This is a genomic window from Nocardioides sp. (assembly GCF_047602075.1).
Classification (GTDB): domain Bacteria; phylum Actinomycetota; class Actinomycetes; order Propionibacteriales; family Nocardioidaceae; genus Nocardioides.
Genome location: NZ_JASGIF010000001.1, coordinates 1,737,019 through 1,759,302 on the forward strand (window position 1 = coordinate 1,737,019; position 22,284 = coordinate 1,759,302).

Annotated in this window: 20 protein-coding genes; 5 read left to right on the forward strand and 15 right to left on the reverse strand. The window is 70.6% G+C overall.

Going from position 1 to position 22,284, the window contains the following annotated elements:
* Nucleotides 1-3: 3 nt before the first annotated feature.
* The 5 genes from QM714_RS08780 to QM714_RS08800 all read right to left on the reverse strand — a co-directional run bounded on the left by QM714_RS08780 (nt 4) and on the right by QM714_RS08800 (nt 5,373).
* Nucleotides 4-2,958: a UPF0182 family protein gene (locus tag QM714_RS08780; protein ID WP_415099550.1), complete on the reverse strand. Its 2,955-nt coding sequence runs from the start codon at nt 2,956-2,958 to the stop codon at nt 4-6.
* On the reverse strand, nt 2,955-3,494 hold the full coding sequence (locus QM714_RS08785; protein ID WP_415099552.1) for a PPA1309 family protein: 540 nt from the start codon (nt 3,492-3,494) through the stop codon (nt 2,955-2,957). The genes QM714_RS08780 and QM714_RS08785 overlap by 4 nt, the downstream gene beginning before the upstream one ends.
* Nucleotides 3,491-4,549, reverse strand: coding sequence for a PDZ domain-containing protein (locus tag QM714_RS08790; protein ID WP_415099554.1), 1,059 nt, complete (start codon nt 4,547-4,549; stop codon nt 3,491-3,493). The genes QM714_RS08785 and QM714_RS08790 overlap by 4 nt, the downstream gene beginning before the upstream one ends.
* 36 nt (nt 4,550-4,585) lie before the next feature.
* On the reverse strand, nt 4,586-4,846 hold the full coding sequence (locus tag QM714_RS08795; RefSeq protein WP_415099556.1) for a hypothetical protein: 261 nt from the start codon (nt 4,844-4,846) through the stop codon (nt 4,586-4,588).
* Nucleotides 4,847-4,911: 65 nt separating this feature from the next.
* Nucleotides 4,912-5,373 carry a molybdenum cofactor biosynthesis protein MoaE gene (locus tag QM714_RS08800; protein ID WP_415099558.1) on the reverse strand — a complete coding sequence of 154 codons (462 nt, stop codon included), beginning with the start codon at nt 5,371-5,373 and terminating at the stop codon, nt 4,912-4,914.
* Between the two features lie 62 nt (nt 5,374-5,435).
* Between QM714_RS08800 and QM714_RS08805 the strand changes: the two genes are divergently transcribed.
* Nucleotides 5,436-6,740 carry a zinc-dependent metalloprotease gene (locus tag QM714_RS08805; protein WP_415099560.1) on the forward strand — a complete coding sequence of 435 codons (1,305 nt, stop codon included), beginning with the start codon at nt 5,436-5,438 and terminating at the stop codon, nt 6,738-6,740.
* A gap of 10 nt (nt 6,741-6,750) precedes the next feature.
* Entirely contained in the window at nt 6,751-7,281 is a 531-nt protein-coding gene (locus tag QM714_RS08810; RefSeq protein WP_415099562.1) for an NUDIX hydrolase, read from the forward strand.
* Here the strand turns inward: QM714_RS08810 and QM714_RS08815 are convergent.
* Both QM714_RS08815 and QM714_RS08820 read right to left on the reverse strand, forming a co-directional pair.
* Nucleotides 7,246-7,818, reverse strand: coding sequence for a M48 family metallopeptidase (locus tag QM714_RS08815; protein ID WP_415099564.1), 573 nt, complete (start codon nt 7,816-7,818; stop codon nt 7,246-7,248). The two genes, QM714_RS08810 and QM714_RS08815, sit on opposite strands and share 36 nt — an antisense overlap.
* 10 nt (nt 7,819-7,828) lie before the next feature.
* Nucleotides 7,829-8,884, reverse strand: a complete 1,056-nt coding sequence (locus QM714_RS08820; RefSeq protein WP_415099566.1) for a PHP domain-containing protein — start codon at nt 8,882-8,884, stop codon at nt 7,829-7,831.
* A 464-nt stretch (nt 8,885-9,348) separates the two neighbouring features.
* Between QM714_RS08820 and QM714_RS08825 the strand changes: the two genes are divergently transcribed.
* On the forward strand, nt 9,349-9,507 hold the full coding sequence (locus QM714_RS08825; RefSeq protein WP_415099568.1) for a DUF5679 domain-containing protein: 159 nt from the start codon (nt 9,349-9,351) through the stop codon (nt 9,505-9,507).
* A gap of 126 nt (nt 9,508-9,633) precedes the next feature.
* On the opposite strand, the gene QM714_RS08830 is transcribed toward QM714_RS08825, so the two are convergent.
* From QM714_RS08830 to QM714_RS08850, 5 genes are all read right to left on the reverse strand, one after another.
* Complete coding sequence (locus QM714_RS08830; RefSeq protein WP_415099570.1) at nt 9,634-10,536, reverse strand: TOMM precursor leader peptide-binding protein; 903 nt, start codon at nt 10,534-10,536, stop codon at nt 9,634-9,636.
* 140 nt (nt 10,537-10,676) lie between these two features.
* Nucleotides 10,677-10,841, reverse strand: a complete 165-nt coding sequence (locus QM714_RS08835) for a hypothetical protein (protein WP_415099572.1) — start codon at nt 10,839-10,841, stop codon at nt 10,677-10,679.
* Between the two features lie 73 nt (nt 10,842-10,914).
* Nucleotides 10,915-11,259 carry a WhiB family transcriptional regulator gene (locus QM714_RS08840; RefSeq protein WP_415099574.1) on the reverse strand — a complete coding sequence of 115 codons (345 nt, stop codon included), beginning with the start codon at nt 11,257-11,259 and terminating at the stop codon, nt 10,915-10,917.
* A gap of 117 nt (nt 11,260-11,376) precedes the next feature.
* Nucleotides 11,377-11,595: a hypothetical protein gene (locus QM714_RS08845; RefSeq protein WP_415099576.1), complete on the reverse strand. Its 219-nt coding sequence runs from the start codon at nt 11,593-11,595 to the stop codon at nt 11,377-11,379.
* A 110-nt stretch (nt 11,596-11,705) separates the two neighbouring features.
* Complete coding sequence (locus QM714_RS08850; protein WP_415099578.1) at nt 11,706-13,775, reverse strand: ATP-dependent helicase; 2,070 nt, start codon at nt 13,773-13,775, stop codon at nt 11,706-11,708.
* 78 nt (nt 13,776-13,853) lie between these two features.
* On the opposite strand from QM714_RS08850, the gene QM714_RS08855 reads away from it, so the two are divergent.
* Nucleotides 13,854-14,099 (forward strand): mycoredoxin, encoded by a 246-nt coding sequence (locus QM714_RS08855; protein ID WP_415099580.1) that lies wholly within the window; start codon nt 13,854-13,856, stop codon nt 14,097-14,099.
* Between the two features lie 21 nt (nt 14,100-14,120).
* On the opposite strand, the gene nudC is transcribed toward QM714_RS08855, so the two are convergent.
* A complete protein-coding gene (gene nudC, locus QM714_RS08860; protein ID WP_415099582.1) occupies nt 14,121-15,041 on the reverse strand; it encodes an NAD(+) diphosphatase in 921 nt (306 codons plus the stop codon).
* 30 nt (nt 15,042-15,071) lie between these two features.
* Between nudC and deoD the strand changes: the two genes are divergently transcribed.
* A complete protein-coding gene (deoD, locus tag QM714_RS08865; protein WP_415099584.1) occupies nt 15,072-15,782 on the forward strand; it encodes a purine-nucleoside phosphorylase in 711 nt (236 codons plus the stop codon).
* A 9-nt stretch (nt 15,783-15,791) separates the two neighbouring features.
* On the opposite strand, the gene QM714_RS08870 is transcribed toward deoD, so the two are convergent.
* Both QM714_RS08870 and QM714_RS08875 read right to left on the reverse strand, forming a co-directional pair.
* On the reverse strand, nt 15,792-18,977 hold the full coding sequence (locus QM714_RS08870; RefSeq protein WP_415099586.1) for an ATP-dependent helicase: 3,186 nt from the start codon (nt 18,975-18,977) through the stop codon (nt 15,792-15,794).
* Nucleotides 18,974-22,246 (reverse strand): ATP-dependent helicase, encoded by a 3,273-nt coding sequence (locus QM714_RS08875; protein ID WP_415099588.1) that lies wholly within the window; start codon nt 22,244-22,246, stop codon nt 18,974-18,976. Before QM714_RS08875 ends, QM714_RS08870 begins: the two co-directional genes overlap by 4 nt.
* Nucleotides 22,247-22,284: the final 38 nt, after the last annotated feature.

A 22,284-nucleotide genomic window follows, 5' to 3' on the forward strand; every position in this document is an offset into this window, starting at 1 on the left:
GGTTCACCCGCCCCGACGATCCGCCGCCTTCTCGTCGGCAAGCCGCAGTGCTCGGGAGACGTACTCCTGTGCCTTCTGGGCGTGGTCGGCATAGCCCTGCAGGTCGCCGGTCCGCAGCGCATCGTCGGCGAGCTGGAACTCCCGGTCGGCACGGGAGAGCAGGTTGCGGACCTGGCTGGCGACCGAGCCGTCACCCTTCCCGCCGTTGCCGTTGCCGTTGCCGTTCCCGTTGCCAGTCCCATTGCCGGTCTCGGTGGAACCGCTGAGGCCGAGCAGATCGAAGATCGCCCGATCGAAGGTGGTGCCGATGCCGACCGCCTCCTTGCCGAGCGAGACGGCGACGAACTGCAGCACCGGGTAGTTGCCCTCGCCGCCGGACCGCTGGACATAGATCGGCTGCACATAGAGCAGCCCACCGTTGATCGGCAGCGTCAGCAGGTTGCCGGGCAGCACCTTCGAGTCGCCCTGGCGATAGCTGAGCAGAGCCTCCTTGACGTCCTCGTCGGCACCGATCTGGTTGGCGATCTGACCCGGCCCGGCGATCTGCTCGTTGGACCCGAGCCGCAGGATCTGCAAGGTGCCGTAGCCGTCGGTGTTGGCCTCGGAGTCCGCCGACAAGAAGGCGGCCAGGTTGCTGCGGTTGGTGGGCACGAACACCGAGGTCAGGGAGTACGCCGGCGCCTCCTCCCCACCCAACGGCGACACGGTGAGCCGGTAGGGCGGCTGCAGGCTGTCGTGCTGGTCGGGATCGGCCGGCACCGACCACTGGTCGTTGCGCTCGTAGAAGTCGGCGGCGTCGGTGACGTGGTAGGACGCCAGCTGATAGCGCTGCACCTTGAAGAGGTCCTCGGGGTAGCGCAAGTGCGGCAACAGCTCGTCGGGGATCTCGCTGCGATCCTTCACCGTGCCGGGGAAGGCCGACCGCCAGGCCTGCAGCAACGGGTCCGACTCGTCCCAGGCATAGAGCGTGACGGTGCCGTCGTAGGCGTCCACGGTGGCCTTCACCGCGTTGCGCATGTAGTTGATCTCGTCGGTGGGCAGGGTCTGGAAGCCACTGTTCTGCGCCAACGCGTCGTTGGTCATCGACTCGAAGGACTCCAGCTCACCGTTCGGGTATCCGTCGCTGGTGGTGTAGCCGTCCATCACCCACACGATCCGGTGGTCCACCACCGCCGGGAACGGATCCTCGTCGACGGTCAGCCAGGGCGCGACGTTCTCGACCATCGAGCGCGGGTCGCGGTTGAACAGGATCTTGGAGTTGTCGTGCACCCGCTGCGACAGCACCAGGTTGGCGTCACCGAAGCGCACCGCGAACATCAGCTTGTTGAGCAGGTTGGAGATCGGCACGCCGGCCTGGCCGTCGTACGTCGTCGTGGTCTGCTCGTCGTCCGACTCCGCGCCACCGGGCAGGTCGAGCTCGACGTCGGCCGAGGAGCTGGAGGCCTTGCCCACGACGGAGTAGTCGGGGCTCTGCTCGCCGAAGTAGATCCGGCCCTCGTAGCCGCCGGACTCGTCGGTGATCTCACCGCGCGGCGGGATGTCCTTCTCCGCCCAGGCCGGGTCGGTGCCGGTCGCCTGCTTGCCGTTGTCGGCGGGGCGCTGGTTGCCGTAGGCGGCGATGACACCGTAGCCGTGGGTGTAGACGGTGTGCAGGTTCGACCAGTTCTTGGAGTTGTCGGGCAGGCCGTTCTGGTTCAGCTCGCGCACACCGAGCACGAGATCCCGCTCCCGGCCCAGGATCTGGTAGCGATCGACGTCGAGGATCGGTGCGGTGGAGTAGTAGCCGCGGACCTGCTGCTTCTGCTCGAACAGTTGCTGTACCAGGCGCGGGTCGACCAGCCGAACGCCGGGGTTGTCGACCGCCTTCGCGGCCAGCTGCTCGTTGTTCAGTGAGGAGACCCCGTTGTAGTCGGTCACCTTGGTGTCGGCGATGCCGTAGGAGTCGCGGGTCGCCTCGATGTTGCGCTCGATGTACGGCGCTTCCTTGTCCGCCTCGGTCGGCTCCACCTGGAAGCGCTGCACCACCGCGGGCCAGATCATCCCGAGCAGGACCGAGGAGAGCCCCATCAGGCCCAGCCCGACCAGAGGCAGTCGCCAGGTGCGTCGCCAGGTGTTGAGGAAGAAGAGCAGCGCGCAGATCAGCGCGATGCCGGTGAGGATGTTCTTGGCCGGCAGATCGGCATGCTCACCGGTGAAGTTCATCCCGGTGAAGCGGGCGCCTTGGTGGGTGAGCAGGTCGAAGCGGCTCAGCCAGTAGCCCACCGCTTTGGCGAGCAGGAAGATCCCGGCCAGCACGGACAGATGGGCCTGCGCGGCCGGGGTGAATCGATCCCGCCGGGCGGCCAGCTGGATGCCACCGAAGAGGTAGTGCACCACGGTCGCCGCCAGCAGGGAGACCACGGCCACCGCGGTCACCACGTCGACCAGGAAGTGCAGCCACGGCAACTGGAAGAGGTAGAAGCCGATGTCTCGATGCAGGAACGGGTCGGACTGGCCGATAGAGACCGAGTTGCGCCAGAGCAGGAAGCTGCGCCACTGGCCGCCCGCCGACGCACCGGTGAACACTCCCACCAGGAGCGAGAAGCCGAGCAGCAGCCACTTGCGGATCGGGTTGACAGCCTCCCGGTAGCGGTCGAGACCGACCTGTTCGGGCGAGGTGGGCCGGAAGATCGGCCGCAGCCGGTAGGCGATCAGCATGTTCGCACCGACGGTGACCGCCATCAGCAGCCCGAAGACCACGAACAGCAGGATGCGGGCTCCGACCAGCGTGCCGAAGACACGGGTGTAGCCCACCGAGTCGAACCACAGCTTCTGGGTCCACAGCGCGGAGAACATCATGAAGCCGAGCAAGAGGGCCGCCAGGATCAGGACGGTCAGCAGCAGAGCCCGGCGACGCGCTGGTCTCGGCGGGCGTGCGAGCGGGGCCTCGTCACCCTCGTCGTCGAACAGCTCACTCATCGCGTGGACTCCTCCTGCAGTGTCTCTGCCAGCAGCTCCAGCAGTCCCGGCACCAGGTCGGGTCCGCTGAGCACCGAGTCGGGGTCGTCGTGGGCACGCATCCGCAGCGCGCAGTAGGACGCCCCGGTCCGTGTGATGGCAGCGACGATACGCACCTCTTGGCGGTCGGGGTGCTGGCGTGCGTACGACGTCGCCGACGCACTGTCGTCGGGAAGTTCCTCGTCGGCACCCGGTGGCAGCACCAGTCTCTCGACGACGGCGGCGCAGCCGAGGACCTCGTCGGGCCAGCTGATCGTCTGCAGGAGCCGCTCCAGCTGCTCGTCGGTGACCTCTTGCTCGATCGGGGTCAGCGCTCCCGGGGCCTCTCCGTCCATGAGGCCTAGCGCTGCCGCCAGCGTCGGCTCGCGGCGCACCAGGTCGGCGGTGGGCACCAGTGCGAACAGGCGCGCCGGCTGATCCCAGCCGCTCTCGGCGGCGTGGGCCTCGAGCTCACGCACCGCCGAGGCCAGCCCCAGGTCGGTCAGCGGATCGCTCATCCCGCTCCCTTCGCGGCGCAGGTCGGCAAGGTGGCGTCGTGATCCTTCGTCCAGGCCTCGACCGAGTCGATCGCGTCGTCGAGCTTGCGGACCCGGACCAGGCGCATGTCGCCGTTCGGCGCGCCCCGGGCTTCGCCGCAGTTGGTGGACGGCACCAAGAACAGCCGGGCACCGGCGTCACGCGCGGCGACGATCTTCTGCTGGATGCCCCCGATCGGGCCGACCTTGCCGTGGTCGGTGATCGTCCCAGTGCCGGCTACGTTCTGGCCATCGGTGAGGGAGCCGGGGGTGAGCGTGTCGTAGATGCCGAGGGAGAACATCAGGCCAGCGCTCGGACCGCCGATGTTCGGGCCGACATTGAGGCTCACCCGGAACGGGAACTTGTAGCCCACCACTCCAGGCTGGATGCCGACTCGGGTCTGCCCGTCGACGGTCGTGGGGGTGACCTCGACGCTCACCCGCTTGCCACCACGCCGGACCACGAAGTTCAGTGGCTGCCCGGGCGCGACGGCGGTCACGGCGTCGACCACGTCCTGCGCCGTCTTGAGCCGAGTGTCGCCGATGCGGAGGAGGACATCGTGGACCTTCAGCTTGCCCTCGGCCGGCAGCCCCTCCTGAACAGCGAGCACCTGGATGATCGGAGTGACCTCGAAGCCGAGCTCGGTGAGCGCAGCGGCCACAGCGGTGTCTTGGGAGCTGGCCATCTGGGCGGCCGACTCCTGGTTGGACTGCTCGGCGGTCTCGCCCGCGGGATACTGCACCTCGCGCGGATAGACCGCCTCCTCGGGGCTGAGCCAGGCCTCCATCGCCCTCCACAGGCTGACGCTGCCGTCGGCGGGCGTGACCAGGACGGTAGTCATCCTCAGCTCGCCGTCGTCGCGAAACGTCTTGTGCCCGCTGACCCGGATCACTTCCTTGCCGTCCTTCTCGCCGAGCACGTTCACCGTTGGCCCCGGTGAGTAGGTGACGTAGGGCACCGGCAGCAACGTCGCTGCCAAGAACAGGCCGACCAACAGCGCCACCGCCACCAAGGTGACGTTGAGCCGCTGATTCATGCGGCCAAGCCTCTCATCCGCCCCCACCAGTGCCGGTCAGGAGGCCCGTCGACCAGTCTCCGGCTCGGAGTCCACCGTGCTCGGAGGGCGGATCGCCACCCCGTTGCTCTCGGTGTGCGGGGCCGGTCGGGGCGCATAGCGGACCGGCCGGTCACTGGCCAGCGCCCGGCCCAGCCGCGCGGCGGTGCGCACCCGATCCTCGTCGTGGTTGCTCTGGTCGCGGCCGACCCACGCCGCCCACACCATGGCGGCCGTCGTCACGACGGCCGCAGGCACCAGCCAGAGCAGGATCTCCATCGCCCCAGGGTAGGTGGCGTCAACGGCCCAGCAGGCCGGACACGCGCATCAGCCGGAGATGGGCGTCAGGGAGTGCCGACCCACTCCTCCGAGCCGTCGCCGAAGCGCTGGTGCTTCCAGATCGGCACCTCGGCCTTGAGCGTGTCGATCAGCGCCCGGGAGGACGTGAAGGCGTCACCCCGATGCGCCGCCGCGGTGGCGGTGACGACGGCGATGTCGCCGACGTCGAGGTGTCCGACCCGGTGGATCGCCACCACGGCACGGACATCGTGCTCCTCGGCAATCCGCTCGCAGACCTCGCGCATCCGGTCCAGAGCGGTCGGATGCGCGGAGTAGTCCAGCGAGGTCACGCCACGACCGCCGTCGTGGTCGCGCACCCGACCGACGAAGAGACTGAGCCCTCCGCTGCTGGCGTCGGCCATCGCCGCGAGCGCCTCGTCCACGCTCAGCGGCTCGTCCCGCAAGGCCACCAACCGGACCCGCTCGGCGACGGTGCCCCCTTCTGCCCCGCCGTCATCTGTGGTCACCAGGCGAGCCTATGGGATCGCGTCCGCGACGTCGTACGACGGCCGCCAGGTACCTTGGAGACATGAGCAACGACCCCGCCGACCCGTCCGACGAAAGTGGCCCGGCGGACCAGAACCCCTTCCGAGGCACCCCGTTCGAGCAGTTCTTCAGCGGATCGGGCATGCCCGACCTGACCATCCTGTTCAGCCAGATGCAGTCCCTGATGCAGCCGCACGACGGCCCGATCAACTGGGACCTGGCCATCGACACCTCACGCAAACTGGTCGCGCAGCAGCCCGACCCCTCACCCACCCAGCGCCAGAAGGACGCCATCGCGGACGCCGTCCAGTTGGCCGACCACTGGCTCGACGGCGCCACCGGCTTCCCGTCGGGCGTGCAGACGACGGCGGCGTGGAGCCGGGCCGAATGGATCGTCAACACTCAGCAGGTCTGGAAGGTGCTGGTGGACCCGGTCGTCGGTCATCTTGTCTCGGCGATGGGCAATGCCCTCCCCGCCGAGGCGCAGTCCATGGCCGGCCCGCTGCTCGGCATGCTGGAGAAGGTCACCGACCTGATGGTCGCGACGCAGGTCGGTCAGGCGCTGGGCGGACTGGCCGGCGAGGTGTTGTCGGCCTCCGACATCGGACTGCCGCTAGGTCCGACCGGCCAGGCGGCGCTGCTGTCCACCAACATCACCACGTGGGCCGAGGGGATGGACCTCGAGCAGAGCGACGTACTCCTCTATCTCGCCCTGCGCGAGGCGGCCCACCAGCGGCTCTTCGCCCATGTGCCCTGGCTGCGCGACCACCTGATCGGGGCGGTCGCGGACTACGCCGGTGGCATCGAGATCGACGTGACGGGGCTGGAGGACCAGATGCGCGGGCTGGACCTCAACAACCCGGCGGCGCTGCAGGACGCCATGCAGGGCGGTCTGTTCGAGCCCAAGCCCACCCCCGCCCAGCAGGCTGCGCTGTCGAGGCTGGAGGTCACCCTGGCGCTGGTCGAGGGCTGGGTCGATGAGGTCGTCGGGCAGGCGACCGAGGGCCGGATGCCCACCGCCACCCGACTGCAGGAGACCATCCGCCGACGGCGTGCCGCTGGCGGACCGGCGGAGGAGACCTTCGCCGCCCTGGTCGGCCTCGAGCTCCGGCCGCGGCGGCTGCGCGACGCCTCCACCCTGTGGGGCTCGTTGCGCTCCCGGCAAGGCGCCGAGGCGCGGGACGGGGTCTGGATGCACCCCGACCTGCTGCCGTCCGCGGACGACCTGGACGACCCGCTCGGCTTCCGCGAGGGGGCGAGCGCCCCGGCGACGATGACCGCCGAGGAGTTCGACGCCGAGCTGCAGAATCTCCTCGATGGGGGTCTGGGCAGCGACGACGACGCGTGACTCTCGCGCTGTGACGCTGCACGCCGACGCGCTGTCCACGCTCGAGGCCTGGTCCGCGCCGACGCCGGAGCAGGAGCGGCTACGCGAGCGGTACGTCGAGCATCTGGTCGCGCACCCCGATGGCCTGCGCCGCAGCTGCTATCCCGATCACCTCACCGCGAGCACGCTGGTCGTCTCCGCGGACCGTTCGGAGGTGCTGCTGACCCTGCATGCGAAGGCCCGGCGGTGGTTCCAGCTCGGCGGTCACTGCGAGGCCGACGACGGCACGCTGGTCGGCGCCGCACGGCGTGAGGCCACCGAGGAGTCCGGCCTGTCCGGCCTCGTGTTGGATCCGACGCCCGTGCAGCTGAGCGAGCACGCCGTGCCATTCTGCGATCCGCGGGGCGGCAGCCGCCACCTCGACGTACGTTTCCTAGCCATCGCTCCCGAGGACGCCGATCATCGGGCAAGCGAGGAGTCACTCCGACTGGGCTGGTTCCCGGTCGACGCCCTGCCGAACCCCGAGCTAGAAGAGCTGGTCCGGCTCGCTCTCGTCCGCTGACTCGTCGGTGGCCAACCCATCGGCCAGATCCGGACTCTTCAGGCGAGCGGCGTCCGAGAAGCCGTCCAGATAGCCCTTGGCGCGCTCGGCCTGGGGGTAGCGGTCGACCCACGCCCAGAACTCGGCGTCGTGACCGGCGACGAGGAGGTGGGCGAGCTCGTGCACCAACACGTAGTCGACGACCCACGCCGGCATCGGCTGCAGCCGGCTGGATAGCCGGATGGACCGGTCCGCGGGAGTGCAGGAGCCCCACCTGGCCTGCTGGTTGTCCACCCACCGCACGGTGGCCGGCCGGGCCCGGCCGTCGAGGTGCTTGCGGCTCAACTGCTGGGCACGCTGCATCAGGTCGTCGTCGGAGGGACGCCGACGAGCCTCGCTGCGCTCGACGCGCTTGACCATCGTCTCCACCCACTCGGCCTCCTGGGCGCGGGTGAGCGAGGCGGGCACGAGCACGACGATCTTCTCGCCATCACGATAGGCCGACACCGTCCGGCGCCGGCGGCGCGAGCGCCGCACCTCTACCTCCTGGCTCGTCATATCGGCGACGCTACCCAGGACCACCGACGCCGCCTGCCGCCCAGTCGAGGAGACGTTCTTGGGGCCAGGTGTTGACGATCCGGTCGGCATCGATGCCGGCCGCCTCGGCGCGAGCACAGCCGAAGCCGAGCAGGTCGAGCTGTCCGGGGGCATGGGCGTCGGAGTCGATGGAGAACAGGCAGCCGAGGTCGCGGGCCAGCTCGAGCAGGCGGGTGGGCGGGTCGCGACGTTCGGGCCGCGAGTTGATCTCCACGGCGACGTCGTGCTCGACGCAGGCGGTGAAGACCGCTTCGGCGTCGAAGCGGCTCGGTGGTCGGGTGCCTCGGTTGCCGGTGACCAGTCGACCGGTGCAGTGGCCGAGCACGTTGGTGAACGGGTTGGCGATCGCGCTCACCATCCGGCGCGTCATCGCCTCTCGCTCCATCGCCAGCTTGGAGTGCACGCTGGCCACCCGCACGTCCAATCGCTCCAGCATCCGGTCGGTCTGGTCGAGACGGCCGTCCTCGAGGATGTCCACCTCGATCCCTTTGAGCAGCGTGAAGCCACCATCGAGGTGCTCGTTGACCGCATCGACCACCCCGAGCTGGCGGGTGAGCCGCTCGGCCGAGAGCCCCCTGGCGACCTTGAGCCGAGGCGAGTGGTCAGTCAGCACGAGGTATTCGTGGCCCAGCTCGATCGCCGTGAAGGCCATCTCCTCGATCGGTGAGCCGCCGTCGGACCAGTCCGAGTGTGAGTGCAGGTCGCCCCGCAGCCGCGCGCGCAGCTCGGCGCCGGCCGCGGTGACCGGACCGCCGTACTGCTCCTCCAGCTCGACCAGCCGCGTCGGCGTGATCCCCGAAACGGCCTCCTCGACCACGCGCGCCGTGCTGGCCCCGATGCCGGGCAGGGTGGTCAGGGTGCCCGCCTCGACATGGTCACGAAGCTCCTCGTCCGACAGCGGCAGCAAGGTGGCGGCAGCTGCGCGGAAGGCCTTCACCTTGTAGGTGTCCTCGCGCGCACGCTCCAACAAGAACGCCATCCGGCGCAGCGCGACGACGGGGTGCACTTCTGGTCCGGACTCTGACACGTTGGGCGACTTTCTTTCTTCCACAACCGGTGGACTCCATTGTGGCTGGTCATCGCGGCGTACGGCGGATCCGTCGCCGCGGTTTCCACAGTTGCGGGCCGCTCATCCCCCGCTCTTCCACCGGTTGTCGGGGGTTCTACACAGGCTCTCCACAGGTCTCTCCACAGCGCCGTCGGGAGCCGGACGACCCGCAGTTGACCGGCGACCGACCGACCTCCTAGCGTTGCCGCCAGATGGGGCCCCGGCCGCACAAAGAGACGCTCGCAAGGGGAAGGCAAGTGTCTCGATGAGCGGCGGGGGCCTCCTCTCTTGTTGGGGGCCGCGGCGGTGTGCCTCCCACGTGTCGCGACGGGCGTGGGTTAGGGTTCAAGACGGTCCGAATGGCGCAGCCGTTCGGGCTCCGACGGGCTTCCCCGGACACCCCGTCGCGACGACCGAACGAGTAACTAGGCAAGGAGGCCGTCATGGCGGAGACCTGGAGCGGCGAGTTCTACTGCGTGAAGTGCAAGGAGAAGCGCCAGGCTGACGGTGAGGTCAGGGTGAACGACAAGGGCACCAGGATGGCCAAGGCCGTCTGCCCGGTGTGCGGCACCAACCTCAACCGCATCCTCGGCAAGGCGTGATCGCCTCACGCTGACCCATGAACTCTCAGCGGCGTCGGCTGGCCGGTCAACGGCCAGGCGGCGCCGCTGTGCATGTGGTGGGCAAGTTGGACTCGGAGCATTGGTAGGCCACTCCGATGCCACCCGTCAACCGACGTCGAGCAGCTCGTCCCAGCCGCATCCGCAGTGCGGGTGTCGGCCGAATCTCCTGATCGGCATCCGCAGCGAGCGATCCACGTCGATGACACGCGACCAGGTGGCTGGCTCTTCTCCTCCCGCGAAGGTCGCCAGGTCTCGCACCGCCATCGCCTGGGCCAGCGAGAGCAGGAGCGGGTCCACCGGCTCGGGCACCAGCCGGTCGGCGACCGGGTCGGCGTACTGCTCCGAGACGAGCGGCCTCCGCGGATCGATGTCGGCCAGGTGCGCGTCCACGCACCGCAGGCAGGCCGTCCGGCCCGCAAGCACGAACGGTCCGACCGTGACCCGGCCCTCCACGACGGTGAGGAGCAGGTGCGGGGCGCCTGCGCGGATCAGCGGGTCGAGCGACTCGCGACGGATCTCACCGAGCGAGCCGATCAGTCGGGCGAGCGGCGGGCGACGGCTGTGTGGCTTCGTCACCCGCATCCCCGCATCGCCTAGGAGTTTGGTCAGCGCCGGACGCCACGGTGTCGGCACACTCAGCGCGACAGCGTCGATCATGCGGCTCTCCAGCCGGTCGGTGGCTCCGGGGCCGTGAGTGAACTCGTCGGCGACGACCGCGTCGGTGACACCGCGGGCCCGCCAACGGCGTACGGCGGACCAGAAGTCGGCGCCGTCCACCAGCAGACCTGCCTCGGCGAGCCGGATCCCGTGTGGCAGCACGGCCTCGTCCCAGCTCACCTGGTCGCGCCCGTCGATCATCGCGGCGAGGAGGGCGCGCACCTCGGGTCGGTCGGGAAGCACCACTGCGCCGGGGCCGAGGCCGATGCGCAGGTGGTGGTCGTCGTTGCGGACCGCCCGCACGCCGGGGCGCAGCATCGGGCGAAGCGGCAACCCACTCGAGTCGATCATGGCGGCACCCTGACACAGCACGCCGCCTCCGCGTCGTTCGCCGTCCACAGCTTTCGAAATGAGAGGGAGCCGGACACGACCTCACGTGGTCGTGCCCGGCTCCGGGTGTTGCCCGCGATCAGGGCTGTTCGGTGAATCCGTTACAGCGCGCGGGCGAGGGCGAGTCGCGCCTGCTGCGCTGCCTGCTCGGCCTTGCGGCTCAAGCGGCGAGAGCGGGCCAACTGGTGGCCACGCCGCAACTGACGCGCCTCTCCCAGGCGCGCGGACATCTGTGCGCGCGCGAGGTCCTCGTTCATGAGATTCATTGTCTTCTCCACTTCTCGATTCATGTCTGTGTTCGTGCTTGCTGCTGGATCTGTCGAGTCACGCCGCATGGCGTCAGGCCGCCTCGACGGCGTCCTTCCGCGGCCGGCCACGGGGCCGCTTGCGGGGGATGACGACGCCTTGCAGGAAGAGCTCCCCACCCCACACGCCCCACGGCTCGCGACGCTCGAGAGCGCCCTGCAGGCACAGTGCACGGACCGGGCAGTCCAGGCAGAGCGCCTTGGCGAGCTCCACGTCGCTCGGGGACTCGGCGAACCACAGCTCCGGGTCACCGGCACGGCACGGCAGCAGCTCCGTGGCGGAGCAGGTGACGGTGTCGTGCAGGCCTCCCAGAGACTGCGGACCCAGTAGGGACCGTTCGGCGGTCTCGTCGGCTCGATCGAGAACGCTGATGGACATCGGTTCTCCTCCTCATACTGATCGCTGGCTGGTGGTGCGAAACAGGTGTTGCGAAAACAAAAGGCCGCGGAACCCTTCGTGTGGGTTCCGCGGCCTGGAGGTGCCGACATGTTGGTCTCAACAGATCGGTGGTCTCCAGGCAGAGGTTCCCCAGAAGTCGCCCCGGGCAACGCCGGTGGCAGTCGGCTTCACGAAGGTGTGCTCGCCCGTGATGCCCCGCAGGTCGCTGACCTCGAGGACATCCGCACGCAAGCGGGCAGACATGCCGAAGGCGCGGCCATACGTGGGCACGCAGATGGAAGACGGGTTCGCCGCCAGGATCGCGATGTTGCTCATGTGGGCCACCTCCTTCGGTGATCGGGCGCAGAGTTTGTCAGGCTCCTGATGCGCACAGTGGTTTGCTGCCTCGGATAACTTACCGTCCGCCCAGCAGGCAGGCAATTCTTTTAAGAGGGTTTCGCGGATTCGTCGCCGAGCAGGGCCAAGACGTCGTCGCCGTAGCGGTCCAGCTTGGCTCGACCGATGCCGCTGATCGCGAGTAGAGCGGCCTCGGTGGTCGGGCAGTGCTCGGCGATGAGTTGCAAGGTGGCGTCGGTGAAGACGACGAAGGCGGGCACCCCGTCGGCCTGGGAGCGTCCGAGCCGCCACGCTCGTAGCCGCTCGTAGAGCTCCTCGTCGTAGGAAGCCGGGCAGTCGCCGCACCGGCCGACCTTCTTCTCGCGGGCGGTCGCGAGCGGCTTGCCGCACTCGCGGCACATGACTGCCCGCCGCTGCTTGGAGCGTCGAGCGTTGGCACCCCCCTGACCCCAGCTGTCGTCGGCGGGGCGCAGGCCGTCCAGGAAGCGGGAGGGGCGGCGCTGGGCGCGGCCGCCGGGGTTGCGGGCCAGCGCCCACGACATGGCCAGGTGCTGACGGGCCCGGGTGACTCCGACGTAGAGCAGGCGGCGCTCCTCCTCGATGGCGGTGGGCGTGTCGGCGTACACGATCGGCAGGGTGCCCTCCTGCAGTCCGCAGAGGAACACCGCGTCCCACTCCAGCCCCTTGGCGGCGTGCAGCGTGGCCAGGGTGACCCCGTCGGCGACGGGCGCATGCTGCTCGGCGGCGCGCCGGTCGAGGTCGTCGACGAACATGGCGAGCGTCGTCGACTTCTGCTCGGCTGCCTGGTCGACCAGTGCCTGCAGCGACTCCCACCGATCGCGGGTCTGTCCGCGACCGGCCGGCGCCTCGGGCGTCCAGCCCATGCCGGCCAACACCCCACTCACCGCGGCGACCAGATCGTCGCCACCTTCACCGGCGCGGGCGGCACCGCGCAAGAGGGTCACCGCCTGGCGCACCTCGGGTCGGTCGAAGAAGCGGGCCGCCCCGCGGACGACGTAGGGCAGTCCGCGGCCGGCAAGCGCCTCCTCGAACGGTTCGGTCTGCGCGTTGATCCGCAAGAGTACGGCGATCTCGGCGGCCGGTGTCCCGCTGTCGCGCAGCCGCTCGACCGCCGCGGCGACTGCCTCGGCCTCGGCCACTTCGTCGGGATAGGACGCGTAGGTCACCTCGGGACCGGCGGGCTCGACCGCCCGCAGCTCGACGCTGCGGCTCGGTGTGCCCGCCAGCATCCGGTTGGCGACCGAGACGACCTGAGGAGTGGAGCGATAGTTGCGGACCAGCTCGATGGAGGTCGTGCCCGGATGGCGGGTCGGGAAGTCGGTGAGGTAGCGGGCGTTGGCGCCCGCGAAGGAGTAGATCGTCTGCGCGGGATCGCCCACCACGCAGATCTCGTCGCGGCCGCCGAGCCACAGGTCCAGCAGCGCCGACTGGATCGGCGAGACGTCTTGGAACTCGTCGACGACGAACCATTGGTACTGCCGGCGCACCTGGGCAGCGACCCGCTCCTCCTCGGCCAGCAGACCAGCGGTGAGCAGCAGCACGTCCTCCATGTCCATCCGGGACTGGGCGCGCTTGACCTCCTCGTAGGCCTCGAAGACCTTGGCCACCGTCGCATGGTCGAGCGCCGCGACCAGCCGGCCCCGCCCGGGTGCGATCCGGGCGTAGTCCTCAGGGCCGACGTTGCTCACCTTGGCCCATTCGACCTCCGCGGCGAGGTCGCGCAGCAGAGCCTGATCGGTCTTCACCCGCAGCCCCCGGGCCGCGGCCACCAGCATCCCGATCTTCGACTCGGTCAGCGTCGGCAGCTCACCGCCCCGCGTCAACGGCCAGAAGTAGCGCAGCTGGCGCAGCGCCGCGGAGTGGAACGTGCGGGCCTGCACCCCGCCGGCGCCGAGGCGGCGCAGACGACCCCGCATCTCACCGGCCGCCCGGGTGGTGAAGGTGACCGCAAGCACCTCGGTCGGCACGTAGACGCCCGTCGCGACGCCGTAGGCGATCCGGTGGGTGATCGCCCGGGTCTTGCCGGTGCCCGCCCCGGCCAGCACCCGGACCGGTCCCCGCAACGCCTCGGCCACCTGCCGCTGCTCGGGATCGAGCGCGCCCAGCAGGGCGACTTCCGTGGGTGCGGACGTGGACACAGGGAACAACTCCGGGACCGAGGTGGTTAGCGTGATTGGCTCGCAGGCAACCCTAGATGGCGGAGGCGACAGTTCTCGATGTTCACGATGTACAGCACCCCCTGGTGCGGCTATTGCCACCGGTTGAAGTCGCAGCTCGACCGCGAGGGCATTGCCTACGAGGTCGTCGACATCGAGCAGCACCCCGAGGCCGCCGCCATCGTGGAGCAGGTCAACGACGGCAACCAGGTGGTCCCGACCCTGGTCTTCTCCGACGGCTCGGCCGTCACCAACCCGTCGCTGATCATGGTCAAGGAGAAGCTGGCCAGCCTGGCCGAGGCCTGAGTTTGACCACGCCGGGCCTGATCACCAACGGCCCGGGAGCGGGCCGCCGTACCACGTCTCGATCAGCGACCGGCTGATCGAGATCGGCGCCGGCAACGCGACCTCGCCGGACTCGGCGTGTGCCAGCAGCTCGGCGCGGGTGAACCAGCGCGCCTCCTCGATCTCGTGCTGGTCGACCACGATCTCGGTGCTCAGCGCGCGGCCGGTGAAGCCCAGCATCAGGCTCGCCGGCAGCGGCCAGGCCTGGTTGCCCTGGTAGGTCACCTCGCCTACAGGGACACCGACCTCCTCCAACACCTCGCGGCGGACGGCGTCCTCGAGCGACTCACCCGGCTCCAGGAATCCCGCGAGCGTAGAGAAGCGACCAACCGGCCAGACGGCCTGGTGGCCGAGCAGGATCTGCTCGTCGGGTGAACCGGGGTCACCGTGGGCGATCGCCATGATCACGGCCGGGTCGGTGCGGGGGAACTGCGATCGGCCGCAGTCGGGGCAGTCGAGCTGGTGGCCGGCAGCGCCCGGCACCAGTCGCCCGCCGCAGCGTGGACAGAAGCAGGTCACCAACAGCCACTCGGCGAGCCCGAGCGCGTGCAGCACCAGGGGCGCGTCCTCGACGTCGACCGAGGCCAGCTGCGGCAGCAGCGCCCGCAGACCGAGCCACTCGGTCCGGTCGCCCGGCGCGGTCGCCGGGTCGATCACCAGCGCGAACCAGGTCCGCCCGTCCCGCTCGCCGAGAAGCACCCGCAGGCCGTCGCCGGCCTGCTCCGCGACGCTCGGCTCGACCCAAGGCACCCGGTCGCCGACGGTTCGGATCCGAGATCCAGCGACCACCAGCACGCGGGTCCGCGGATCTGCCCAGCGGGCCTCGAGCCAGGCCTGATCGGTGCGGCGTGCGGCGGTCCGGTCGTGCGCGGGGACGGCGAGATGGAGATGCGGCTGTGTCACGTCCGCCGAGGTTACCTACGCTGTGCCCTCATGAGCACCCATATCGGCGCAGCGCCCGGCGAGATCGCACCTACCGTCTTGATGCCGGGCGATCCGCTCCGGGCGCGCTGGATCGCGGAGACCTTCCTCGACGATGCCCGTTGCTACAGCGAGATCCGCGGCATGTACGGCTTCACGGGCACCTGGCGAGGGCACCCCGTCTCGGTGCAGGGCTCGGGGATGGGCCAGCCGTCGTTCGCGATCTACGCCAACGAGCTCTTCGAGGAGTACGACGTCTCGACGATCATCCGAGTCGGCTCCTGCGGCGCGCTCACGGAGCGGCTCGCGCTGCGCGACATCGTGCTGGCCATCGGTGCCTGCACCGACTCCTCGATGAACCGGATCCGCTTCGAGGGGCTCGACTACGCCCCGGTCGCGGACTTCGGCCTGCTGCGGGCGGCGTACGACGTCAGCCAGGCGCTGCAGCACGACCACGAGATCCGGGTCGGCCTGATCCTCTCCTCCGACTCCTTCTACCACCCGCGCCCCGAGCTGTCGGCAAGGATGGCGGAGTACGGCGTCCTCGCCGTCGAGATGGAGGCCGCCGCGCTCTACACCCTTGCCGCCCAGCACGGTCGGCGCGCGCTGTGCGTGTGCACCGTCTCCGACCACATCCTCACCGGCGAGGAGACCACGTCCGGCGAACGGGAGCAGACCTTCGGCACCATGATCGAGATCGCCCTCGGCGCCGCCTTCAGCTGACCGCGGCCGTCAGCTGACCAGGGCTTCCAGGGCCGCACGGTCAGGGAGGTCGGCTTGCTCGATGGTCTGCTGGGTGCGCACGTAGTGGAAAGCCGCCCGGACCCGGTCGAGCGGGACACCTTGGAGCTCGGCCCAGGCGAGTCGATAGATGGCCAGCTGGAGCGGATCGGCGTCGGCGGCGCGGTTGGTCTTCCAGTCCACGATCAAGAAGGAGCCGTCCGGCTCGCGGTAGACCGCGTCGATCCGGCCGCGGATGACCTGTCCGGCCAGCACCAGGGAGAACGGCGCCTCGATCCGGTGCGGGGGCCGGTCGGCGAAGGGACCCTGCTCGAACCGCTCGATCAGCGCGTCCAGGTCGGCGTCGTCGTCGATGCCCGCGTCGGCCCGGCCCGGCAGCTCGTCGGGGTCGATCAGGTCCTGCTGACCGAAGCGTGCTTCGAGCCAGGCATGGAAGCGGGTGCCGAACCGGGCCGCTGGTGACGGGCGACGAGGCATCGGGCGGACCAGCTCGGCGGCGAACGCGGCAGGGTCTTCACGGAGCCGACCCAGCGCGGTCGCGGAGAGGGTCGGCGGCAGCGGAACCGCCACCTCGGTGGCGACCTCGCGGCGCGCCTCGGCGAGCAACCGGTCCAGCTCCTCGTCCCACTCGGCGACCTGGGCGGCCTGCACCGTGTCCAGCTCCGGGTCTTCGGTCGTGGGGTCGACCGACCGCACCAACTCGGCAGCGGCGAGTCGGCGCAGGGCCTCGGCGGTCTGCTCGGTCACCGGCCACGGCACCTCGCGCACGCTGGCCTGCAGTGGGTTCGGGGTGCCCTTCTCGGGCTTGTCGCGCCAGGCCAGCGGCTGGTTATCCCAGCCGGCGAGGACCTCGCGCAGGGTCTGCTGATAGGGCGAGGGACCGAGCGGACTCTTGCGTCCCTCGGTCCACAGGAACGACGACACCACCAGGGCATGCCGGGCGCGGGTCAGGGCGACGTACCCCAACCGCAGCTCCTCGGTCTGCTCGTGCTGCTTGGTGTCGAGGCGGAGTCGTTCGATCGCCGCCTTGTCGTGACCGCCGAGTGCGGGCAGGTCGCGTCGGTCGCCGCGCAGCGGGGTGGGCAGCAGTTCGACACGGTTGGGCCAGATGCCACGGCTGCGGGTGTTGGGGAAGCGTTCCTCGCAGGCCCCGACCAGAAAGACCTGGTCCCACTCCAGGCCCTTGGCCCGATGGACGGTGAGCAGCTTGACCGAGTCGGCCTCGGACGGGGTGGCGATGTCGAGGCCCTGGCCGTCCTGCTCGGCCTCCAGCCAGGCCAGCAGCGCCGGCAGGGTGACCGCACCGTCGACGGCTTGGAACTCCGCGACCGCCTTGACGAAGAGGTCGAGGTTCTCCCGACGGGCTCGGGTCGCCTCACTCACCGACGAGGCGAGCTCCACATCGATGCCGCAGACGTCGATGATCCGCCGGACCAGCTCCAACAGCGGCTCGCCTGCGTGGGCACGCAACATCCGCAGCTCCGCGGCCAGCAGACCGAACCGCTCCCGCGCCTCGGTGGAATAGGACAGCCCGCCAGGATCCTCCAGCGCGTCGGAGAGAGCAGGCACCTCGGTCGGGTCGGCGCCGGCGACCGCGGCGGCGAGTGCCTCGTCGAGGGTCGCGCTCTCGACCCGGCCCCTTCGGCCGGCGGCCAGCTCCTCGGCCCGCCGGCCCAGCAGCGCCAGGTCACGGGGGCCGACCGCCCAGCGCGGCCCGGTGAGCAGCGCGAGCAGCTCGCTGTTGGCGGTCAGGTCGGACACCAGGGTCAGCGTGGCGAGCACCTCGCCGACCTCCGGCAGCCGCAGCAGCCCCTTCAGGCCGACGATCTCGACCGGGATCTCGGCAGCGGTGAGCGCGTCGAACACGTCGGCCGCGTGCGCGTTGTCGCGGGTCAGCACGCCGATCTCGCGCCACCGCTCCCCCACCTCGCGAGTCGAGCCGTCGTGGGCGGCCTGCACCGCCGTGGTCAGCCAGTCCAGCTCGTCGGCGTACGTCTCGTGCACGACGACCTGCACCGAGCCGATCCCGTCGCCACCCGGCTCCAACGGCTGCACCTGGGCGAAGCCGTCCAGCAGCGGCCGGGCGAGCGCGTTGGCCGCCTCGAGCACCCGGCGATCGGAGCGGCGGTTGACGGTGAGGGGGTACGCCGCCACGTCGGGGCTGCCGGCAGCGGTCGAGAAGTCCTCTCCGAAGCGCAAGATGTTGGACACCGAGGCGCCCCGCCAGCCGTAGATCGCCTGGTTGGGATCGCCGACCGCGGTGACCGGGTGGCCTCGCCCCGCGGCCGCCGTCGCGCCGGAGAAGAGCCCGCGTAGCATCAGCGCCTGCGCCACCGAGGTGTCCTGGTATTCGTCCAGCAGCACGATCCGGAACTTCTCCCGCTCGAGGGCACCCACCGCCGGATGCTCCTCCGCGAGCCGGGCCGCCAGTGCGATCTGGTCGGAGAAGTCCATCAGGCCGAGCGCCGCCTTGAGAGAGCGGTACTCCTCGACCAGATCGAGGGCCTCCGCGCGACGCCCGAACGCGCGAGCCACGTCGGCCTTGACCGCACCGGTGAGCTCGGCGTCGAAGAGTGGCGCCTCGCGGGCGTCGAAGGCCCGCAACTGCACGGGAGTGACCAGGTGCTCGGCCAGCGAGCCGTCGAGCGCCAGCACGTAGTCGATGACGTGCTTGGGACTGTCCGACAGCAGCCGGACCGGTGTGTCGTGACGGTCGATCACCCGGCCGGCGAGCTGATAGCGAGCGGCGTCCGCGATCACCCGGGTGTCCGGCTCGTGACCGATCCGGAGCCCGTGCTCGGCGAGCAGGGCAGAGGCATAGGCGTTGTACGTCGCCACCACCGGCTCGAGGATCTCCTCGGCGCCGTCGTCGGTGAGGTCACCTCGCGAGAAACCGGCCCGATCGAGGGCGGAGCGGATACGGGTGCGCAGCTCGGCCGCAGCCTTGGTGGTGAAGGTGAGACCCAGGACCTGGTCGGGGCGCACCTGCCCGGTGACGACGAGGTAGACGACCCGGGCTGCCATCACCGAGGTCTTGCCGGACCCGGCGCCGGCGATGACGACCGCTGGCTCCAGCGGGGCGCTGATCGCCGCCCACTGCTGGTCGCTGACCTGGTAGTCGGTGTGCATCACCGCCTGCAGGTCGGCGGGCGTCTTCAGTGTTCGAGACGAGCTCACGACAGCGCCGTCCCGGAGCTGAGGGCCGGGCAGAACCGGGCGAAGGTGCAGTAGTCGCAGTGCGATCCGGGCCGGGTGGGGAAGTCTTCGGTGCGCAGCCGGCCCACCGCATCCATCAGCTGTCGCTCGACCATGCGCACCCCCTCCTCGTCGGGTGCCTGCGGCGGCTGAACCTGCACGCGCATGCCGGTCCGCAGCTCCTGGCGCAACTGCCAGAGCTCGGCGCCACCGGCCTGCACCGGACGTGCCACCTCGGTCTCTTCAGCCAGCACCTCCTCCAATGCACCGCTCTCGACGGCGAGTTGGTAGAGCCCGAGCTGCGGATGCTCGGCGACCTCGGCCTGGGTCGGCGCGCCCTTGCCGGTCTTGAGGTCGACCACGACGACTCGGCCCTCGTGGTCGATCTCGATGCGGTCGGCGTACCCCTGCAAGATCACCCGCTGCCCGTCCGGCAGGTCGACGGTGGTGCGGAAGCGCTGTTCGGTCGCGATGAGTCGACGGGCGTCGGCGCGGTCGTGGTGGGCGAGGAAGCGCCGCAACGCTGCTTCGACTTCGGCGCGCTCGCGCTCGCCGGACCACGGGGTTCGGAACGGCACCTGTCCCCAGATCTGGTCCACGTGCTCCATGAGTCGGTCGACCAGGTCGTCGGTGACGGGCTCATCGCCTCCGCCGATCCGGTCGGCGAGTGCGTGCACGACGTTGCCGAAGCCTTGGGCCTGCGTGGTCAGCCGCGCTCCCCCGGCCTCGGCCTGCAAGAACCACTGCGCCGGACAGGTGCCGATGGCGGTCAGCTCGCTGGCGCTGATCGGCAGGGGCTCGTCGGGGTCGCGGACGGGCGTCTCCGACCGGCTCCAGGCGCGGGTGCCCCACCAGGTGGCCGGGTCGGCAGCCGGCACCCGCACGGCTGCCTGCCCCTCGGCCAGCCGCGCGAGACGGATGGCCGCGGCCTGCCGCAGCGGCTCGGCGGCGTCGGTGTCGGAGACAGTACGCCGCAGCTCGGCGACCAGACCGGCCAGGGACAGCGGTCGGCGTGGCCGGCCGGCGACATGGCTGATCCGGTGCCCGTCGTCGTCGGGATAGAGCTCCTCGAGGAACCTGGACTGCTGCTCGCCCTCGTCGTCGGTGGAGGCGACCGCGGTGACCACCAGTCGCTCACGTGCGCGGGTGCAGGCGACGTAGAACAGCCGTCGCTCGTCGGCCAGCAGGTCGCGCACCGACACCGGCGGGACCAGGCCGTGGGGCCCGATCCGGTCCGCCCGGAGCAGCGTGGCGCGGCGACGGAGGTCGGGCCAGCTGTCTTCCTGGACGTGCGCGACGACGACCAACGGCCACTCCAGGCCCTTGGCCCGGTGGGCGGTGAGCAGCCGCACCGAGTCGTCGCGGACGCCGCGCTCGGCCAGCGTGTCGGCGGGGATCTGCTGGGCGCGCAGGGTGTCCAAGAACGCCGCCGCCGCGGTGTGACCACGCTGGCCCTCGGTCCGCGCGGCGGCGTCGAAGAGCGCCACGATCGCATCAAGATCGCGGTGCGCCAACCGTGCGGTCAGCCCGCCGCGACCGACCGCGGCGCGCAACCGATCCGGCCAGGCGGTGCCGTCCCAGAGCAGCCAGAGCAGCTCCTCGACCGAGGCTCCGGCCTCCAGCGCGGCCCGGGTGTCGGCGAGCAGCCGCGCCAGTGCACCTGCCCGTCGCTCTCCTGAGGACGGGTCGGGGATCGCGCCGAGCACGTCCGGATCCACGAGTGCCTCGCGGAGCAGCTCGGTCGAGCTGCGCGGTGGACGGCCGGCCTGGGTCGCCTCCGCCAGCTCACGGGTGCGCAGCCGACGAGACACCACCCGCACGTCGGTGGCGTCCAGACCGGCCAGCGGTGAGGTGAACAGGGCCTGCGCGCGCTGCGCGTCGACGTACGCCGTCTCCTGCGGATCGGCCTCGTCGAGAGCGGTGACGGCGGCCAGCGCATCCAGCAGCGGGACCACGGCGGGCTCACGCACCAGTGGGGTGTCGTCGGAGGCGACGTCGACCGGCACCCCTGCGGCGGCCAGCGCCCGCCGCAGCGGCGGGATGGTGGTGCGGCCGGAGCGGACCAGGACCGCCATGTCCGACCAGGCGACGCCGTCCTCGAGGTGGGCGCGGCGGAGCAGGTCGGCGAGGTGCTCGGCCTCGGCCCGCTCGGTGTCGAAGGTGAGCAGCTCCACCCGACCCGGGTTGGGACTGGCCGACTCGGGGTCGAGAAAGCGGCGCAGCGTCTCGTCTGGGACGCCTGCCGGCACCGGGAGTCGCGCGGCGACCGCCTGGGTGGCACGCAGGATGCGGGGGCCGAAGCGCCGGGTGGTGCCCAGCACGACGGTGTCCGCGCGGCTGCCGTCGGCCCTCGCGAAGCGCTCGGGAAACTGCAAGATCCCGCGCACCTCGGCGCCGCGGAAGGCGTAGATCGACTGGTGCGGGTCGCCGACCACGACCAGGTTGCGTCCGTCGCCCGCGATCGCCCGCAACATCGCGACCTGGGCGGGGTCGGTGTCTTGGTACTCGTCGACGAAGACGTGGGAGTACTGCGCGCGCAGCTCGTCGCGCAGCGGCAGCTCCGGGTCCTGCAGCATCCGGACTGCGGTAGCGACCAGGCCGGGGTAGTCCAGTTGGTTCTCCTCTGCGGTGACGATGTCGTACTGCTCCATCAACGCCGCGGCGGCCACCAGCTCCGGCACCCCTTCGGCCTCCCCCAGCCGTCGCAGCGCCTCCGAGCCGAGCCCCTTCTCCTGGGTCCGGGCCAGCACCCGAGCCACCTCGCCGGCGAAGCCGCGGGTGCCCAGCGCGCCACGCACCGACTCCGGCCAGACCACCGACTCCTCGTGCGCGGTCAGCAGCCGCTGCAGCACCACGTCCTGCTCGGGCGCGGTCAGCAGCCGCAACGGGGCGTCGTACAGCTCCGGCGACGAATGCTGACGGACCAGGCCGTAGGCGAAGGAGTGGAACGTCGACCCCAACGAGGCCGCGGTGGTCCGGCCGACCCGGGCGGTCACCTGGGCGCGCAGCTGCTCGGCGGCCTTGCGGGAGAAGGTGAGCGCGAGGACCTGGTCGGGCCGGACGCCCTCCTCGATCCGGTGAGCGATCGCCTCGACCAGGGTCGTGGTCTTCCCGGTGCCGGGCCCCGCCAGCACCAGCAGCGGCCCACCCTCGTGCTCGACCACGCGCCGCTGATCCGCATCCAGGACTGGTGGCTCCGGCGCCTCTCCGCTGCGGCGCACCAGGTGGTACGTCGGCTCCGCTGCGGTCATGGCCCCAGCCAATCACGAGCCTCCGTCAATATGTGGGG

What these genes read in the sequence shown, in the direction of transcription:
- QM714_RS08780 (WP_415099550.1), bottom strand. Translation starts at nt 2,958, where the DNA reads ATGAGTGAGCTGTTCGACGACGAGGGTGACGAGGCCCCGCTCGCACGC.
- QM714_RS08785 (WP_415099552.1), bottom strand. Translation starts at nt 3,494, where the DNA reads ATGAGCGATCCGCTGACCGACCTGGGGCTGGCCTCGGCGGTGCGTGAG.
- QM714_RS08790 (WP_415099554.1), bottom strand. Translation starts at nt 4,549, where the DNA reads ATGAATCAGCGGCTCAACGTCACCTTGGTGGCGGTGGCGCTGTTGGTC.
- QM714_RS08795 (WP_415099556.1), bottom strand. Translation starts at nt 4,846, where the DNA reads ATGGAGATCCTGCTCTGGCTGGTGCCTGCGGCCGTCGTGACGACGGCC.
- QM714_RS08805 (WP_415099560.1), top strand. Translation starts at nt 5,436, where the DNA reads ATGAGCAACGACCCCGCCGACCCGTCCGACGAAAGTGGCCCGGCGGAC.
- QM714_RS08815 (WP_415099564.1), bottom strand. Translation starts at nt 7,818, where the DNA reads ATGACGAGCCAGGAGGTAGAGGTGCGGCGCTCGCGCCGCCGGCGCCGG.
- QM714_RS08825 (WP_415099568.1), top strand. Translation starts at nt 9,349, where the DNA reads ATGGCGGAGACCTGGAGCGGCGAGTTCTACTGCGTGAAGTGCAAGGAG.
- QM714_RS08830 (WP_415099570.1), bottom strand. Translation starts at nt 10,536, where the DNA reads ATGATCGACTCGAGTGGGTTGCCGCTTCGCCCGATGCTGCGCCCCGGC.
- QM714_RS08835 (WP_415099572.1), bottom strand. Translation starts at nt 10,841, where the DNA reads ATGAATCTCATGAACGAGGACCTCGCGCGCGCACAGATGTCCGCGCGC.
- QM714_RS08840 (WP_415099574.1), bottom strand. Translation starts at nt 11,259, where the DNA reads ATGTCCATCAGCGTTCTCGATCGAGCCGACGAGACCGCCGAACGGTCC.
- QM714_RS08845 (WP_415099576.1), bottom strand. Translation starts at nt 11,595, where the DNA reads ATGAGCAACATCGCGATCCTGGCGGCGAACCCGTCTTCCATCTGCGTG.
- QM714_RS08855 (WP_415099580.1), top strand. Translation starts at nt 13,854, where the DNA reads ATGTTCACGATGTACAGCACCCCCTGGTGCGGCTATTGCCACCGGTTG.
- deoD (WP_415099584.1), top strand. Translation starts at nt 15,072, where the DNA reads ATGAGCACCCATATCGGCGCAGCGCCCGGCGAGATCGCACCTACCGTC.
- QM714_RS08875 (WP_415099588.1), bottom strand. Translation starts at nt 22,246, where the DNA reads ATGACCGCAGCGGAGCCGACGTACCACCTGGTGCGCCGCAGCGGAGAG.